Source organism: Halomonas sp. AOP25-F1-15 (assembly GCF_052378675.1).
Classification (GTDB): domain Bacteria; phylum Pseudomonadota; class Gammaproteobacteria; order Pseudomonadales; family Halomonadaceae; genus Vreelandella; species Vreelandella casei.
Genome location: NZ_JBQSXV010000002.1, coordinates 462,489 through 477,992, shown reverse-complemented (window position 1 = coordinate 477,992; position 15,504 = coordinate 462,489). Strand labels below are relative to the sequence as shown.

The 15,504-nt window shown below is 54.2% G+C and carries 15 protein-coding genes; 5 read left to right on the top strand and 10 right to left on the bottom strand.

The features are described from left to right. Nucleotide 1 precedes the first annotated feature (1 nt). The 5 genes from rng to ACT3TF_RS05480 form a co-directional block, all read right to left on the bottom strand. A complete protein-coding gene (gene rng / locus ACT3TF_RS05500; RefSeq protein ID WP_096280804.1) occupies nt 2-1,465 on the bottom strand; it encodes a ribonuclease G in 1,464 nt (487 codons plus the stop codon). Nucleotides 1,466-1,535: 70 nt separating this feature from the next. Beyond that, on the bottom strand, nt 1,536-2,123 hold the full coding sequence (locus tag ACT3TF_RS05495) for a Maf family protein (protein WP_441684032.1): 588 nt from the start codon (nt 2,121-2,123) through the stop codon (nt 1,536-1,538). Continuing rightward, nucleotides 2,120-2,608 carry a rod shape-determining protein MreD gene (gene mreD, locus ACT3TF_RS05490; protein WP_096280809.1) on the bottom strand — a complete coding sequence of 163 codons (489 nt, stop codon included), beginning with the start codon at nt 2,606-2,608 and terminating at the stop codon, nt 2,120-2,122. Before mreD ends, ACT3TF_RS05495 begins: the two co-directional genes overlap by 4 nt. Next, complete coding sequence (gene mreC / locus ACT3TF_RS05485) at nt 2,608-3,552, bottom strand: rod shape-determining protein MreC (protein WP_096280812.1); 945 nt, start codon at nt 3,550-3,552, stop codon at nt 2,608-2,610. Before mreC ends, mreD begins: the two co-directional genes overlap by 1 nt. Nucleotides 3,553-3,575: 23 nt before the next feature. After that, entirely contained in the window at nt 3,576-4,613 is a 1,038-nt protein-coding gene (locus ACT3TF_RS05480) for a rod shape-determining protein (RefSeq protein ID WP_096280814.1), read from the bottom strand. 229 nt (nt 4,614-4,842) lie between these two features. On the opposite strand from ACT3TF_RS05480, the gene gatC reads away from it, so the two are divergent. The 3 genes from gatC (at nt 4,843) to gatB (ending at nt 8,130) form a co-directional block, all read left to right on the top strand. Next, nucleotides 4,843-5,130 carry an Asp-tRNA(Asn)/Glu-tRNA(Gln) amidotransferase subunit GatC gene (gatC, locus tag ACT3TF_RS05475; RefSeq protein WP_096282380.1) on the top strand — a complete coding sequence of 96 codons (288 nt, stop codon included), beginning with the start codon at nt 4,843-4,845 and terminating at the stop codon, nt 5,128-5,130. Nucleotides 5,131-5,215: 85 nt separating this feature from the next. Continuing rightward, nucleotides 5,216-6,676, top strand: coding sequence for an Asp-tRNA(Asn)/Glu-tRNA(Gln) amidotransferase subunit GatA (gatA, locus tag ACT3TF_RS05470; RefSeq protein ID WP_444671743.1), 1,461 nt, complete (start codon nt 5,216-5,218; stop codon nt 6,674-6,676). Beyond that, nucleotides 6,676-8,130: an Asp-tRNA(Asn)/Glu-tRNA(Gln) amidotransferase subunit GatB gene (gene gatB / locus ACT3TF_RS05465; protein WP_096280821.1), complete on the top strand. Its 1,455-nt coding sequence runs from the start codon at nt 6,676-6,678 to the stop codon at nt 8,128-8,130. Before gatA ends, gatB begins: the two co-directional genes overlap by 1 nt. Nucleotides 8,131-8,190: 60 nt before the next feature. Here gatB and sixA read toward each other — a convergent pair whose 3' ends face one another. From sixA to ACT3TF_RS05445, 4 genes are all read right to left on the bottom strand, one after another. Then, nucleotides 8,191-8,679: a phosphohistidine phosphatase SixA gene (sixA, locus tag ACT3TF_RS05460; protein ID WP_096280824.1), complete on the bottom strand. Its 489-nt coding sequence runs from the start codon at nt 8,677-8,679 to the stop codon at nt 8,191-8,193. Nucleotide 8,680: 1 nt separating this feature from the next. Continuing rightward, nucleotides 8,681-9,802, bottom strand: coding sequence for an NAD(P)H-dependent glycerol-3-phosphate dehydrogenase (locus ACT3TF_RS05455; protein ID WP_444671742.1), 1,122 nt, complete (start codon nt 9,800-9,802; stop codon nt 8,681-8,683). Between the two features lie 155 nt (nt 9,803-9,957). After that, nucleotides 9,958-11,862, bottom strand: coding sequence for a molecular chaperone HtpG (gene htpG / locus ACT3TF_RS05450; RefSeq protein WP_444671741.1), 1,905 nt, complete (start codon nt 11,860-11,862; stop codon nt 9,958-9,960). Nucleotides 11,863-12,017: 155 nt separating this feature from the next. Continuing rightward, on the bottom strand, nt 12,018-12,350 hold the full coding sequence (locus ACT3TF_RS05445; protein ID WP_444671740.1) for a YkvA family protein: 333 nt from the start codon (nt 12,348-12,350) through the stop codon (nt 12,018-12,020). 122 nt (nt 12,351-12,472) lie between these two features. Here ACT3TF_RS05445 and ACT3TF_RS05440 point away from each other — a divergent pair, with 122 nt between their 5' ends. Beyond that, complete coding sequence (locus ACT3TF_RS05440) at nt 12,473-14,422, top strand: transglycosylase SLT domain-containing protein (RefSeq protein ID WP_444671739.1); 1,950 nt, start codon at nt 12,473-12,475, stop codon at nt 14,420-14,422. Between the two features lie 73 nt (nt 14,423-14,495). On the opposite strand, the gene ACT3TF_RS05435 is transcribed toward ACT3TF_RS05440, so the two are convergent. Further along, the gene (locus ACT3TF_RS05435) at nt 14,496-15,152 is read right to left on the bottom strand and encodes a LysE family translocator (protein ID WP_096280839.1); all 657 of its coding nucleotides are present in this window, start codon (nt 15,150-15,152) and stop codon (nt 14,496-14,498) included. A 137-nt stretch (nt 15,153-15,289) separates the two neighbouring features. Between ACT3TF_RS05435 and ACT3TF_RS05430 the strand changes: the two genes are divergently transcribed. Beyond that, nucleotides 15,290-15,493 (top strand): cold-shock protein, encoded by a 204-nt coding sequence (locus ACT3TF_RS05430; RefSeq protein WP_096280842.1) that lies wholly within the window; start codon nt 15,290-15,292, stop codon nt 15,491-15,493. The last annotated feature ends 11 nt before the right edge of the window (nt 15,494-15,504 follow it).

Below are 15,504 nucleotides of genomic sequence, written 5' to 3'. Positions count from 1 at the left end.
TTTACATCAGCACGATATCGTACTGCTCTTGGGAATAGTGCTGTTCAACCTGAAAGCGAATCGTTTTGTTGATAAAGGTTTCCAGGTCTGCCACCGCCGCTGACTCCTCATCCAGTAACCGGTCAACGACTGACTGCGAGGCAAGCACCATGTAGGTTTCAGCACTGTAGGCGCGCTCTTCGCGCAGAATCTCCCGAAAGATTTCGTAGCAAACGGTTTCTGGCGTTCTCAGCGTTCCCCTGCCACTGCAGGTGGTGCAAGCTTCACAGAGCGTTTGCTCCAAGCTTTCGCGGGTACGCTTGCGGGTAAGCTGAACAAGCCCAAGCTCTGTGACGCCCGTGCACTTGGTTTTAGCATGATCGCGCTCTAAAGCTTTTTCTAAAACGCGCAAGACCTGGCGCTGGTGTTCAACGTCAATCATATCGATAAAGTCGATAATGATGATGCCACCTAAATTGCGTAGCCGAAGCTGGCGAGCAATCGCTGTTGCCGCCTCCAGGTTGGTTTTAAAGATAGTCTCTTCAAGATTGCGGTGGCCGACATAGCCACCGGTATTAACATCGATGGTGGTCATTGCCTCGGTCGGGTCAATCACGAGATAACCACCAGACTTCAGCTGCACCCTACGACCCAATGCCTTTTGGATCTCATCTTCGACGCTATAGAGATCAAAAATGGGCCGCTCGCCAGGATAATATTCAATGCGATCAACGGCATTGGGCATGAACTCTTCAGCGAATTCCACTAGCTTGACAAAATTTTCACGCGAATCGATACGCACTTTTTCGATGTCATCACGCATCACATCACGCAGCGTGCGCATGAATAGCGGCAGGTCATCATAAATAACGGTTTGTGGGGCCGCACTGACTTTCCGCTCGCTGACGTTACGCCATAGTCGCAGCAGAAAATTCATATCGCCTTTAAGTTCTTCGTCGCCCACACCTTCGGCCGCCGTACGAACAATAAATCCACCCGTCACTTCTAGCGTTTGCTCGCTAATACTGGCATCCAATAGCGCCTTTAAGCGCTCACGCTCATGCTCATCTTCAATGCGCTGAGAAACACCGTGGTGTGGCGAATCAGGCATATAAACCAAGTAGCGCGAAGGGATCGAAAGATGTGTAGTTAAGCGCGCACCTTTACTGCCAATAGGATCTTTGGTCGCCTGCACGACGAGCGCCTGACCTTCATGTAGCAGTTGAGCGATCGTTTGCTGCTCATCCTGAGGCGTGCCGGGCGGCATCACTTCATGCACATGAATGAAGGCTGCGCGCTCAAGGCCAATATCGACAAAAGCAGCCTGCATACCAGGCAGCACGCGTACCACTTTGCCTTTGTAGATATTGCCCACGATGCCACGCCGTCGGGAGCGCTCGATCAGTGCCTCTTGCAAAACGCCATTTTCCACCAGCGCAACGCGGGTTTCCATTGGCGTTAAATTGATGAGAACTTCACCGCTCATGCACAAATCCTTATAGGTTGACGTATTCCTTGCTAGCGATACATGCGCCGATCTATCCATGCTTAGCGCGTTAAATGCACTGCCAAATAGGAACTCCCTGTCGGCGCAGCAAGCTCGTCGTCTCAAATAGCGGCAGCCCCACTACTGCAGAATGGCTGCCTTGAATCTCTTTTACAAATATCGATGCTAAACCTTGGATGGCATAGCCTCCCGCTTTATCAGCCGGCTCACCGGTCTGCCAATAGGCAGAGATTTCCTGCTCGTTAATTACGCGCATCGTTACTTGAGTGGTGACGCAGCAAGAGAGCATACCCTCCGGCCCGGTCACGGCTACTGCCGTGAGCACTTGATGCGAGCGACCTGACAATAGGCGCAGCATCGAGGCTCCATCTTGAGCATCCGCCGGCTTACCTAGAATACGCCCATCAACAGCAATAGCGGTATCGGAACCTAAGGTTGGCAAGTCAGTAAGCGACATAGCCGCCTCTGCTTTGGCAATCGCTAAGCGACTCACATAGGTCGTCGCCGACTCCCCAGTTAGCGGCGTTTCATCAATATCACAGGGATGAACCGTTACCGGCACCCCGATGGAGGCCAGCAAAGCACGCCGACGCGGCGAAGCGGAGGCCAGGCACAAGACCGGCACTGAAGCGCTCATGAAGCGGCTAACCGGCGTTCCAATGCTTGGAACATCGTGGATAGCCAAGGCCACAGCAGAGCGCTAATCAAGGAAGGAATCAAAAAGGCCAAATGGATCGAAAAATCGCCCACGATAGTACGCAACCATTGCGCAACAAGCTGCACTAAACCAATGAGCACCAGCACGAGCGCCGACTGCTGCACCAGCGAATAGGCGCGGAATCGGGGGTATACCAAGGCACATAAAAAAGCCAGCAGTGCATAAACCATCGCATGCTGGCCTAGCGCAGTGCCTTCTATTAAATCCATCAAGATACCCAGCACAAAGCCGTGAAAAACGCCGACTCTATCGGGCGTGCGCATACACCAGTAGACCAGCATCAGGCCCAGCCATTCAGGGCGATATACCTGCCAGCCATCGGCCAGCGGCATTACTTGAAGGCACAATGCTAATAACAGGCTTAGCCAAACAAACAACAGCGGAACAATCGGTGCGCGGGCCATCAGGGCACCTCTTGGGATGATACATTTTGATCGGGATTGGATAGTTGAAGCGAAGAGCGCAGCGCTGCTGCGGAAATATCCAACGTCTCATCCCATGCATGTTCGTCAATCTCTTGCTGGGGAGGTGGAAAAAGTAGCAAGAAGTGGCGCGAGCGCTGCAACTGCGCCATTGGCTCAGCCGTTACGCGTGCAAAAGGTTGACCCGGATCATGATAGACCTCGGTCACTCGGGCTACGGGATACCCGGGAGGAAAGCGCCCGGCCAGGCCTGACGTGGTTAGCAGATCACCCTCACGAATGTCTGCAGTATCCGGCACGTGCATTACATTGACGCTGCTGTAGCGCCCGGCACCCTGCACAATAAAGCGCAGACCGTTGCGATTTAGCTGCACAGGCAAAGCATGGCTGGCATCGGCCAATAGCAGTACGCGGCTAGAGTAAGCCGAAACCGCCGTAATTTGGCCGACTAAACCCGATGCATCGATGACAGGCTGTCCCACGTAGGCACCGTTGCGGTGCCCGCGATTAACCACCATTTGATGGCTGAAGGGATCGTTATCCAACGACAACAACTCGGCGGTGATATAGGGAATGTCACGTCGCTCGGCGGCATTGAGCAAATCACGTAATTCGCTATTTTCTGCCGTCAGGTTAGCCATACGCTGACCGCGATGGGAAAGCGTTAGGATTTGCTCGCGCAGACGACGGTTTTCGTCCACCAGCGCCTGCTGATCGGAGAGCGCAAGCGAGCCCCAGTTCAATAGATCGCTAGGCACACTAACGATCCATTGAACAGGCGCCACAACCATCGACATTTGCGCGCGCACCTGCTCCATACGCGTGAAATGATGGTCGACAAACATCAAAGCACTGGCGGCCAACGCGCAAAAAAACAGCCGGTAGCCCGGCAATGGCCCGTGCGAAAACAGCGGTTTAATAGGCAATCCCCCCGCATTAACCGCTGAGATCAGTCGCTCGACAGCAACTCAAAGGTATGCTGATCAATCATTTCCAGCGCTTTACCACCACCGCGCGCAACGCACGTCAGCGGGTCTTCAGCCACAATCACCGGCAGCCCTGTTTCTTCAGCAATCAGCTTATCCAGATCGCGAAGCAAGGCACCGCCACCGGTCAACACCAAGCCACGCTCGGCGATATCAGAGGCCAATTCTGGCGGCGACTGCTCAAGAGCGCTTTTGACCGCGGAAACAATGGAGCCAAGGGTTTCTTGCAGGGCTTCAAGCGTTTCGTGAGAATTTAGCGTAAAGCTGCGTGGAATACCTTCAGCCAGGTTACGTCCGCGCACGTCTATTTCGCGCAGTTCGCCACCCGGATAAGCACAGCCAATCTCTTCTTTAATGCGCTCGGCCGTCGCCTCACCAATCAAGCTGCCATAGTGACGACGAACATAAGCGGTAATGGCTTCATCAAAGCGGTCGCCACCCACCCGAATAGATTCGGAATAGACCACGCCATTGAGTGAGATAATCGCAATTTCAGTGGTACCACCACCGATATCCACCACCATTGAACCCTGGGCTTCATCAACCGGAAGGCCTGCGCCAATCGCTGCCGCCATGGGCTCTTCAATCAAGAACACCTCGCGGGCGCCGGCACCTTCCGCCGACTCACGAATCGCCCGTCGCTCAACTTGCGTTGACATGCAAGGAACGCACACCAGCACACGCGGGCTAGGGGTTAAAAAGGTGCTTTGGTGCACTTTGCGGATAAAATGCTGAAGCATTTGCTCGGTCACGGTGAAATCGGCGATAACGCCATCTTTCATCGGACGGATCGCAGTGATATTGCCAGGCGTACGACCCAACATTCGCTTGGCATCAGTACCGACTGCCGCAACGCTGCGCATAGTGCCAGACTGGCGAATAGCGACCACGGACGGCTCATCAAGCACGATACCGCGACCGCGTACATAAATCAGTGTATTGGCCGTACCCAAGTCGATCGACAGATCGCTGGAAAACAGCCCCCTCAAACGTTTAAACATGGATGTCGTTACCTAGTGCAGACCGGGAACCCTGTGCGGATGCAAACGGTATCACCGCAACCCCCTGGCAGCAAGCACGAGTCGTGCCTAATACTGCCCGTTAAGGCCAAGATGTGGTACCTTTTGCGGCTATTTTCCACGTCTGCGACACAAGACGTTTTTTTGATATCGGTATGTATACCGCTTAAAGCGGATTATGTTCCCTTACGTTTATGAGGAAATTCCGATCATGGCGCTTGAAGAATCTCATGTGCGCCGGGCTGCCCACCTAGCCCGACTCGCCGTCAGCGATGACCAAGCCAGCGGCTTTGTAGATGATCTAAGCCGGATTCTGGACATGGTCGACCAACTACAAGGCGTTGATACCGAAGGTGTTTTACCGCTATCTCATCCGCTAGATGCGACCCAGCGGCTGCGCGCCGACGAAGTCACTGAAACCAACCAGCGCGATACTTTTCAGCGCTGTGCTCCGGCAGTGGAAAACGGCCTGTATCTCGTCCCCCGCGTTGTTGAATAAATTTGTTGAACAGAAACGCGTTCGAGATTACTGAGCCGCCACTTTCGCCGCTATTTTTTTCGCCCCTGAACGGAGCTTCTGGGTCATGTATGAGAAAACATTAACGCAACTCGCTGTCGCCTTAAAAAAAGGCGAGTTTTCGAGCCGCGAACTGACCACACATTATTTACAGCGTATCGAAAAGGCTGATAGCAAGCTCAACAGCTTCATCAGCGTAACCGCAGAGCAAGCGTTGGCGCGTGCTGACGCAGCCGACAGCACGCGCGCCGCTGGCAAAGCAGGAGCGCTCACGGGCATTCCTCTAGCGCTCAAAGATATTTTTTGTACTCGCGATGTAAAAACCAGCTGTGGCTCCAAAATGCTGGATAATTTTATTGCGCCCTACAATGCCACCGTGGTTGAAAAGCTCAACGCTGCGGGCACGGTCAGCGTGGGTAAAACTAATATGGATGAGTTCGCTATGGGCTCTTCCAATGAAAATAGCTTTTACGGCCCGGTAAAAAACCCCTGGGATCTGAGTGCAGTACCCGGCGGCAGCTCCGGCGGCAGCGCGGCAGCAGTGGCAGCAGGCTTAGTACCCGCGGCGATGGGCACCGATACTGGCGGCTCCATTCGCCAACCGGCGGCGTTTTGTGGGATTACCGGTTTAAAGCCTACTTACGGCCGAGTGTCGCGTTACGGCATCATCGCCTACGCTTCAAGCCTTGATCAGGCAGGCCCCATGGCACGCAGCGCTGAAGACTGCGCGCACCTGCTAGGGGTAATTGCAGGCCACGATGGCCGCGACTCCACCAGCGTTGCGCGTGGCGTACCGGACTATGTAGAAGGGCTTAACGCCCCGCTTTCAGGGCTCAAAATCGGGTTACCTAAAGAATATTTTGGCGACGGATTAGACCCCGCGGTTGAAAAAGCCGTGCGTGAAGCGGTCAGCGTTTACGAGTCGCTGGGTGCCACGGTGCGTGAAGTCAGCTTGCCGCATACGCACTACGCCATTCCGGCTTACTACGTTATCGCTCCCGCCGAAGCATCTTCAAACCTGTCACGCTACGACGGCGTGCGCTTTGGTCACCGCTGCGAAAACCCCAGCGACTTAATTGATTTATATACCCGCTCACGCGCAGAGGGTTTCGGTGAAGAGGTCAAGCGGCGCATTCTGATCGGCACTCATACGCTCTCAGAAGGCTTCTTTGACGCCTACTACACCAAGGCACAAAAAGTGCGCCGCCTGATCCGTCAGGACTTCTTAGACGCTTTTCAAGACGTGGATGTACTGATGGGGCCAGCCTCGCCTACGCCAGCTTTCGACCTGGGTGCTAAAAAAGACCCGGTGTCGATGTACCTGCAGGATATTTACACCATCGCCGTTAACCTAGCGGGCATTCCCGGCATCAGCGTACCCGCCGGTTTTGTCGGCAAGCGTCCCGTTGGCCTGCAGATTCTAGGCACCCACTTTGCTGAGGCGCAGCTGCTTAACGTCGCCCACCAATTTCAGCAAGCGACCGACTGGCACCTACAACGTCCTGCCTTTGCCGAGGAGAACGCCTAATGCAATGGGAAACCGTGATTGGGCTTGAAGTCCACGTTCAGCTCGCTACGCGTTCAAAAATCTTTTCCGGCGCCTCAACGGCGTTTGGCGCTGAGCCAAACACCCAGGCCTGCGCGGTTGACTTGGGTCTGCCGGGCGTGCTGCCAGTGCTCAACGAACAGGCCGTCGCCATGGCCGTTCAGTTTGGCCTGGCGGTGCATGCCGATATTGCTGAAGTATCAATATTTGACCGCAAGAACTACTTCTACCCTGACCTGCCTAAGGGCTATCAGACTAGCCAGATGTATCACCCGATTGTGGGCCCTGGTGATGTTGAGGTCACTTTGGAAGATGGCAGCACCAAACGCATTCGCATTCATCATGCGCATCTTGAAGAGGATGCAGGCAAGTCGCTGCATGAAGACTTCCAAGGCATGACGGGCATTGATCTCAACCGCGCGGGAACACCGCTGTTAGAGATCGTGTCTGAGCCAGACATGAGCAATGCCAAAGAGGCCGCTGCGTATCTTAAGGCGATTCACTCAATCGTTACTTACCTGGGCATTTCCGATGGCAACATGGCGGAAGGCTCTATGCGTTGCGATGTGAATGTCTCGGTGCGTCCGAAAGGCCAAGCAACGTTAGGCACTCGGGCTGAAATCAAAAACGTTAACTCGTTCCGCTTTGTCGAGCGCGCGATTGCCTTTGAGGTTGAGCGCCAAATTGAGCTCATCGAAGACGGTGGCAAAGTCGTTCAAGAAACACGCCTGTTTGATCCAGACCGCGATGAAACGCGCAGCATGCGTACCAAGGAAGAAGCCAACGACTACCGCTACTTCCCCTGCCCGGACCTACTGCCGATAGTGCTTGATCAGGCCTATCTGGACCACCTGCGCGGCCAGCTGCCCGAGCTGCCTGCCGATAAGCGCGAGCGCTTCCAAAGCGAGCTGGGCCTGTCGGCTTATGATGCCAATGTCATCTCTGCTAGCCGGGATATGGCCGAGTTCTTTGAAGCAGTGCATAACGTATGTGGCGATGCCAAGCAGTCGGCCAACTGGGTGCAGGGAGAGTTTTCCGGTGCGCTTAATCGTGAAAACCTGAGCATTGCCAATAGCCCCATTTCCGCACGCCAGTTAGGCGAGCTGATTAGCCGTGTACTCGACGATACGATTAGTGGCAAGGCGGCTAAAGATGTTTTCCAGGCGCTTTGGAACGGTCAGGGCGAAACAGCCGATGAGATCATTGACGCTAAAGGCCTCAAGCAAGTCACTGATACCGTTGCTATTGAAGCCATGATTGATCAAGTGATCGCAGACAGCCCTGCTCAGGTGGCCCAGTATCGCGACTCAGAGCCCGACAAGCGCGGCAAAATGATTGGCTACTTTGTTGGCCAGGCGATGAAAGCGTCACGGGGCACCGCTAACCCACAGCAGGTAAACGGTATATTGAAGCAGAAATTGGATGCGCTGCTTTAATCTCGTTTGAACATTCTTAGACGTTAGTGGCTGCCTCGGCAGCCGCTTTTTTATGGCCTGTTAGCCACTCGCCAGTTGGCTAGGCTGGGTAAAACTCACTAATTGCGCGCAGCCTGCAGCCCATATCTCGCCTGTCAGCTCGGCAATAGCCGCCGTAGGAAAACCAACGCCCTGAGCGCGGCTACCCCCCACCAGCCAACCCGCCAGATCCCCCACCAAGGGCATATGGCTGACCAACATTATCGGCGCACCTTCTGCCTGCTCAAGCAGCCAGTCGCCAACGGCCGAGGGCGCGTCATCGGGAGTAATAAAATCCAGCGTTTCCAGCCCAATGCCCAGCGCATCACACAGCGCCTGTGCCGTCTGCTGCGCGCGCACATAGGGGCTAGCGTAAAGCCTTGGCATGGGCAGCTCGCCCTGGGCGACACGCTGCGCCAGCCAGCTCGCCATTGTTTCAGCTTCCTGCACGCCACGTGGAGTCAACTGGCGTGCATGATCGGGAGATCCCGGCGCGGCCTCACCATGACGCATAATCAGCATACGCTGCATGCTAACCCCCTTTCTTAAGCGGTGACGGGGTTTGAGAAGAAGCATGCTGATTAGGCTGATCACGATGGGCCTGCAGTACGGACTCACGAGGCAAGATAAACTCTACATCACTGCTCTGCTCCCCCATCATTAATGTGCGCGCCATATCCTGTGCCGGCACGCCATCAAATAATACGCGAGAAAGTCCCTCAGCTAAGGGCATATAAACATCCATTTCACGCGCTTTAGCACACACCAATTTGACGGTATTGACCCCTTCTGCGACCTGGCCAAGCGAACTGACGGCCTCTTCCAGCGTGCGCCCCTCACCCATGGCATGCCCGACTCGATAGTTGCGCGACAAGTTAGACGAACAGGTAACGATTAAATCTCCGACCCCCGCCAGCCCCAGAAACGTCATCGGATTAGCGCCTTCAGCGACGGCAAAGCGGCTCATCTCTGCCAAGGCACGCGTCATCAGCATACTGCGGGTGTTTTCACCCATGCCCAGCGCCGCTGCCATTCCTGCGGCTATCGCATAAATATTTTTCAACGCACCGCCCAGCTCGACGCCATGGCGGTCATCGCTGGCGTAAACTCGAAAGTAGCGACAGCCTAATGCTTGCTGAACTCGAGTTCGCGTTAATGGATCGGCGCTTGCAATCACGGTAGCAGTGAGCTGCTTATCGGCAATTTCCGAGGCCAAATTGGGGCCTGCAATCACACCAATGTGCTCAAAGCCGGTTTCTTGCTCAAGCACTTGGCTCATTAATAAAAAGCTATCTGGCTCGATCCCTTTCGTAGTGCTAACCAAAATCTGCTCAGGCGTTAACCATACTTTGGCCGCTTGCACTACGCTGCGAAAAGCCTTTGAGGGAATCGCGATCAGCACCAGCGAGGCATCGGCCAACACGGCTTTAAGATCGGTTGAGGCCTGCACGGCAGGGTTGATAGCGTAATGGGGCAGATAACGCCCGTTACGATGTTCCTGGTTAATCTGCGCCACCAGCGCTTCGTCACGCATCCACTGGCGAACGCGGGCGTTATTATCCGCGGCAATGCTTGCCAGCGCCGTACCGAAACTACCGCCTCCAAGCACCGCAACATTGATGGGCACCGCGCCGTTGATTTGCTGCTCAGCCATGATGATGTCCTAATAAGTCTCGCGGAACGTATAGCTACTGTATCAAAATCGATTTATTAAAGCAGACGGCCCGCTTGGATAACCAAACGGGCCGACGGCATAGCAACGCTACATTACCGACATTGCCTAAGGGCGTGCGTAAAACAGCGCCTAAATTAGGCGGTCAGCACGCTATTAAGACGCTTCACGTAAGCGGCGGGGTCATCCAGATGTCCGCCTTCGGCAATAATCGCCTGATCTAGCAATATGTAGGAAAGCTGGGTGAACAGTTCGCCCTCAGCGCTTTCAAGGCGTGTCACTAACGCATGATCCGGATTAAGCTCAAGAATCGGCTTCACTTCAGGCAGCGGCTGTCCCGCAGCTTCCATAATACGGCGCATTTGATAGCCCATTTCATGCTCGGGCAACACGACGCACGCCGGCGAATCGGTCAGGCGGTGGGTCACTTTAACGTCTTGAACACCGTCACCCAACGCTTCTTTGACACGCTTGACCAGATCTTCTTTGGCTTTAGCCGTTTCTTCCTGGGCTTTCTTTTCCTCTTCGTCCTCGACATCGCCAAGATCGAGTTCGCCTTTGGCCACATCGGCAAAGGTTTTGCCATCAAACTCGGTTAAATGACTCATCAGCCAATCATCGATACGGTCAGAAAGCAGCAGTACTTCGATACCTTTTTTACGAAAGATCTCCAAGTGCGGGCTATTTTTTGCCGCATTGAGGCTGTCAGCGACCACATAATAAATCTTCTGCTGACCTTCTTTCATGCGCTCAACGTAATCGACTAAGGCGTGTTCTTGGGCAGCAGTATCGGTATGCGTTGAGGCAAAACGCAGCAGGCTGGCAATTTTTTCACGATTGGCTGAATCTTCTCCAGGACCTTCTTTCAACACGCTGCCGAAGGTATTCCAGAAGGTTTGATAATGCTCTTTGTCGTTGGCAAGTTTTTTCAACATGTCCAAGCCGCGCTTGGTGAGCGCTGCCTTGATCTTGTCGACCTTAGGATCTTGCTGGAGCAGCTCGCGAGATACGTTTAGCGACAGCTCGCGGGTGTCCAACACGCCTTTGACAAAGCGCAGGTATAGCGGCAGGAACTGTTCGGCATCATCCATAATAAAGACGCGCTGAACATAGAGCTTAACGCCGCGTGAACCATCACGATCGAACATATCGAACGGCGCACGGCCGGGCACATACAGCAGGCTAGTGTATTCAAGCTTGCCTTCAACCTTATTGTGACTCCAGGCCAGCGGATCAGAAAAATCGTGCGCCACGTGCTTATAGAACGCTTTGTACTCGTCCTCGGAAACATCACTCTTCGGACGCGCCCATAGCGCTGTCGCTTCGTTAACTGTTTCCCACGTCGTTACTTCACTACCTTCAATGCTGTTGCCTTCGTCATCTTTAGGCGTTTCGGTTTTCGGCATGCGGACCGGCACTTCGATATGATCCGAGTACTTACGCACTAAGCCTTGCAGGCGATAGTCGTCGGCGAACTCTTTTGCATCTTCTTTTAAGTGCAGAGTAATTTCGGTACCGTGCTGCGCGCGCTCGATATCGGCAACGGTAAACTCGCCCTCGCCTTTTGAACGCCACTCAACGCCTTGAGCCGCATCGGTGCCTGCTTTACGGGTACGTACCGCAATTTCATCGGCAACAATAAAGCCTGAGTAGAACCCCACACCGAACTGGCCGATCAGCTTGGCATCTTTTTGCTGCTCGCCGGAAAGCTGCTTAAGAAACTCAGCAGTACCAGAGCGCGCAATCGTGCCCAGGTTGGCGATGACATCTTCGCGATTCATACCCACACCGTTATCGCGCAGGGTAATAGTATTGGCATCGCGGTCATGCTCAATTTCGATGCGCAGCTCACTGTCGCCTTCATACAGCGCATCGTTATCCAGCGCGGCATAGCGAAGCTTGTCGCAGGCATCTGCTGAATTCGAGATAAGCTCGCGCAAGAATATTTCGCGATTAGAATACAGGGAGTGAATCATCAGATTCAGGAGCTGCTTAACTTCCGTTTGAAAGCCAAGAGTTTCTTCATGGGTAGCAGTAGTCATGCGCTTAGCCCCTTATTTATGGATCACGTTTTAGGATCAGGTTGAGTCATGCGCCTCTGCGCCATGCGCCCAGAGGCATAATCTAGTTTCGTGAGCCTTATATGGTGTTAAGCAACGTTTTTTCAAGCAGGTAGGTGATAACTAGCGGACAAGTATTAAGACGGCGTCATATCGGGGTTGGTGTATTTCCAGGCACGATAGCCTTCTAAGCGCTGATCAATACGGTTTAACAGCCATCCCACAATTAGCACATCATCAATAATGCCAATCAGCATCAAAAAATCGGGAATCAGGTCGAACGGCATGACTAAATACGCCAGTGCCAATGCCATCATGGCGAATGCCGACCAAGGAACAGGCCGAAAATCGCCTCGCAAGACGTCCCGGGTCATGGGTAAAAAAAATTTTAAAGCCCGCAGAATGCGTTTTGTGACCCAAACGCGTGATTTGAGTCGACGCAAGAACCACCAAGTGGATAATGGAGCCATCGTAATTGAATCCTCCTAGTCTCTAAGTTGTCGGATCATCATTGTAAACATTGGTTCATTTTAGCGGTTGCTCAGCAATCCCTCAGACCTAAATAGACGTCAATCAATAGAGAGAGAGCACCATGTTGGTTTCGCCATTTCGCCATACCGCTCGTGTGCTGTGTACGGCACTGCTGGCTGGAATTCCCACGCTGTCCTGGGCCGCTTCAGATAGCGACCTCCGTGACGCCCTCAGCGCAGCCAGGGAGCAGCAGTGGCAGCGCGTCGACGAGCGCTTGATTGAAGACCACCAGCTGCGCGGCTACGTTGATTATCATCGCATAAGAGGACAGCTGCCGAACGTGTCCCCTGAAAGGGTCCTGCAATTTATGGATCAGTATGCGGATTCGCCACTGGCCGGTTGGATCCGTGGTCAAGCCATTGCTAACTATGGCCATGCGGGCCGCTATAGCGACTTACTTAGTGTGGCTGATGGCGAACCGGCCGGCACCGCGCGCCAATGTTACTACTACACTGCGCTACTCAACGCCCAGCCGCAGCAGGCCAATCAAGCGGGTCTTGACCTGTGGCTGACTGGCGGCTCTCAGCCTGACGCTTGCAATACGCTTTTTGAGCGTCTTCGCGCCAACGGCACGATTGACGCCACGGCGATCTGGGAGCGCAAGATGCTGGCGTGGCAGGCAGGAGAAAACAATCTCTCAAGCTACCTGGGCGGGCTTTTAAGCGGACAGTGGCAAACCGCTCTAGACACCGTTGATGACGTTTCAGCACGCAGCCGGGCCATTACCCAGGCCCCGCTATGTTTGGGCCCTGAGTGCGCAGCAACCGCAAGCTTCTATCGAGCGGCGATGCAACGCTTCACCCGCGAAGACACCCCCGCCGCCTTTGCCGCGTGGCAAGAAATAGCACCGCGCCTAAGCCTACTGCCCAGTGACCAGCAGGCCATTGAGGAAGAGCTGGCTTTTTATGCGTTGGTGCGCGAGGTTCCGGGTACGCTTACCTGGGTCGACAGCGTACTTCCATCACTGGATAGCGAGCGCGTACTAGAACTGCGCGTGCGCCGTGCACTGGCAGAACGCCGCTGGGATGATGTCGTCCATTGGATTGCCGAAATGCCGGCCGGCCAGCAAGAAAACAGCCGCTGGCAATATTGGTTGGGACGTGCAAACGGCCAGCTTGGCAATCAGGTAGCCGCCGAATCGCGCTATCAGCAGGCCGCCACGGATCGCAGTTTTTATGGCTTTGCCGCTGCAGAAAAACTCGGCCAGCCTTACCAGTTGAATCTTGAACGCAATCATTTTGACGCAGCATCGCGGCAGCGCATCGCCCAGCTACCGGCCGTCCAGCGTACTGAAGCATTACTGCGCATTGGTGAAGATGGGCTAGCTAACAGCGAGTGGCTACACGCCGTTCAGAGCGTCACACCCCAACAGGCCAGGGCGTTGGCAGACTATGCCGCCAGCCAGCAGTGGCACGCACGTTTGGTGCAAACCACCATTGCAGGGGAGCTATGGGACGCCCTCGACTGGCGCTTCCCCCAGGCCTATCACGACAGCTTCCTACACTGGGGCAGGTTAACCGGCGTAGATCCTTACCTGCTCATGGCCATTACACGCCGTGAAAGCGCCTATAACCCCAATGCCCTTTCACCTGCAGGCGCACGCGGATTAATGCAGCTGATGCCGGGCACTGCCAGCCAGGTCAGCCGCGAACTGGGGATTAGCGATCCTGGGCCTTATGGCGTGCTGGACCCTGAGCTAAACATCCGTTTAGGCAGCACCTATCTGCGCGATAAGCTACAGCGCTATCAAGGCAATCGTCTTGCAGCGACCGCGGCTTACAATGCAGGTCCGGGGCGCGTTGACCAGTGGCTCGGCAATAGCGTAGAAGAGTTTGATCTGTTCGTGGAAAGCATTCCTTTTCGTGAAACTCGCGACTACGTGCAAGCGGTGCTCAGCTATCGAGTGATTTTCGAGAGCCTCGCAAACGGCGGTAATAGTGAAGGCGTTTCTCTGCTTAGCGACGCTGAACAGCAGGTACGCTATGATCGCGCGCTACTTGCCCGCCGCTGAATCTAAGCCAACGGGCGAAGCCGCTTAGCGTGAAATTGCCATTCACAAAACCATGCATTGCTCAGCGCCCCCTCTATAGGGGGCGCTGCGTTAGCGCAAGCCGGATACCAAAGGCAATCAAAACGGTGCCGGTCACAGCATTTAAGATTTGTGCAACCCGCGCACTGGCCAACCACTTACTCGCACTGCCTACCATCAGCACGACGCCAATTTGCCAAACGTTGGCAATCATAAAATGCACGCTCGCTAGCCACAGTGACTTCAGTAAAACAGGGTCGCTTGGTGCAATAAACTGAGGCAAAAAGGCCATATAGAACACCACCGTCTTGGGATTCAACACATTAGACAAGAACCCCTCTTTAACGGGTTGCCAGCGAGAGACGGCAGCGCCCCCTTGCAACACTCCGTTAACGGGCAGCGGCTGCCCACGGCGTGCCGCCAAAAGGCTCGTCACGCCCAGCCAAATCAGATAGCCCGCCCCGACCAGTTTAAGCAGATGAAACGCCCATGCTGACTGCAGTAGAATCAGTGAGATTCCCAACGCAGAAATAGTTGCATGAGCAAATAGCCCGCAGCAAATAGCAACGCTGGTAGTGACTCCATCACGAATACCGCCACGCGCGGTATTACGAATCACCAGCAGCGTATCCACCCCAGGGCTAATGGTTAATAGCGTGATCGCCACCAAAAAAGACAGAAACTGCGGGTCAATAAAGCCAAACTGCATCATGATTGTGTGCTCATAACGAAATGAAAAAATCTTAGGAGTCTGGCTGGACGACAGCCTAATTTACATCTAGAGTAATTGTAGCGGGTGGACAATTGAGTTGCCCGTTTGATTACTAAGCAAGTTAAGGAAATTAGAAAATGGCAACTGGCACAGTTAAGTGGTTCAACGATACTAAAGGCTTCGGCTTCATCTCTCCTGATGACGGCGGAGACGATCTGTTCGCCCACTTCTCCGAAATTCAAGCTGAAGGCTTCAAGACCCTTCAGGATGGTCAAAAAGTCAGCTTTGAAGTGACTCAGGGTAAAAAAGGCCTTCAGGCTTCCAACATCCAACCCGCTTAATTGCGAACGGA

Coding starts and splice junctions, on each gene's coding strand:
- rng (WP_096280804.1), bottom strand. CDS start 1,465: ATGAGCGGTGAAGTTCTCATCAATTTAACGCCAATGGAAACCCGCGTT.
- ACT3TF_RS05495 (WP_441684032.1), bottom strand. CDS start 2,123: ATGAGCGCTTCAGTGCCGGTCTTGTGCCTGGCCTCCGCTTCGCCGCGT.
- mreD (WP_096280809.1), bottom strand. CDS start 2,608: ATGGCCCGCGCACCGATTGTTCCGCTGTTGTTTGTTTGGCTAAGCCTG.
- ACT3TF_RS05480 (WP_096280814.1), bottom strand. CDS start 4,613: ATGTTTAAACGTTTGAGGGGGCTGTTTTCCAGCGATCTGTCGATCGAC.
- gatC (WP_096282380.1), top strand. CDS start 4,843: ATGGCGCTTGAAGAATCTCATGTGCGCCGGGCTGCCCACCTAGCCCGA.
- gatA (WP_444671743.1), top strand. CDS start 5,216: ATGTATGAGAAAACATTAACGCAACTCGCTGTCGCCTTAAAAAAAGGC.
- gatB (WP_096280821.1), top strand. CDS start 6,676: ATGCAATGGGAAACCGTGATTGGGCTTGAAGTCCACGTTCAGCTCGCT.
- sixA (WP_096280824.1), bottom strand. CDS start 8,679: ATGCAGCGTATGCTGATTATGCGTCATGGTGAGGCCGCGCCGGGATCT.
- ACT3TF_RS05455 (WP_444671742.1), bottom strand. CDS start 9,802: ATGGCTGAGCAGCAAATCAACGGCGCGGTGCCCATCAATGTTGCGGTG.
- htpG (WP_444671741.1), bottom strand. CDS start 11,862: ATGACTACTGCTACCCATGAAGAAACTCTTGGCTTTCAAACGGAAGTT.
- ACT3TF_RS05445 (WP_444671740.1), bottom strand. CDS start 12,350: ATGGCTCCATTATCCACTTGGTGGTTCTTGCGTCGACTCAAATCACGC.
- ACT3TF_RS05440 (WP_444671739.1), top strand. CDS start 12,473: ATGTTGGTTTCGCCATTTCGCCATACCGCTCGTGTGCTGTGTACGGCA.
- ACT3TF_RS05435 (WP_096280839.1), bottom strand. CDS start 15,152: ATGATGCAGTTTGGCTTTATTGACCCGCAGTTTCTGTCTTTTTTGGTG.
- ACT3TF_RS05430 (WP_096280842.1), top strand. CDS start 15,290: ATGGCAACTGGCACAGTTAAGTGGTTCAACGATACTAAAGGCTTCGGC.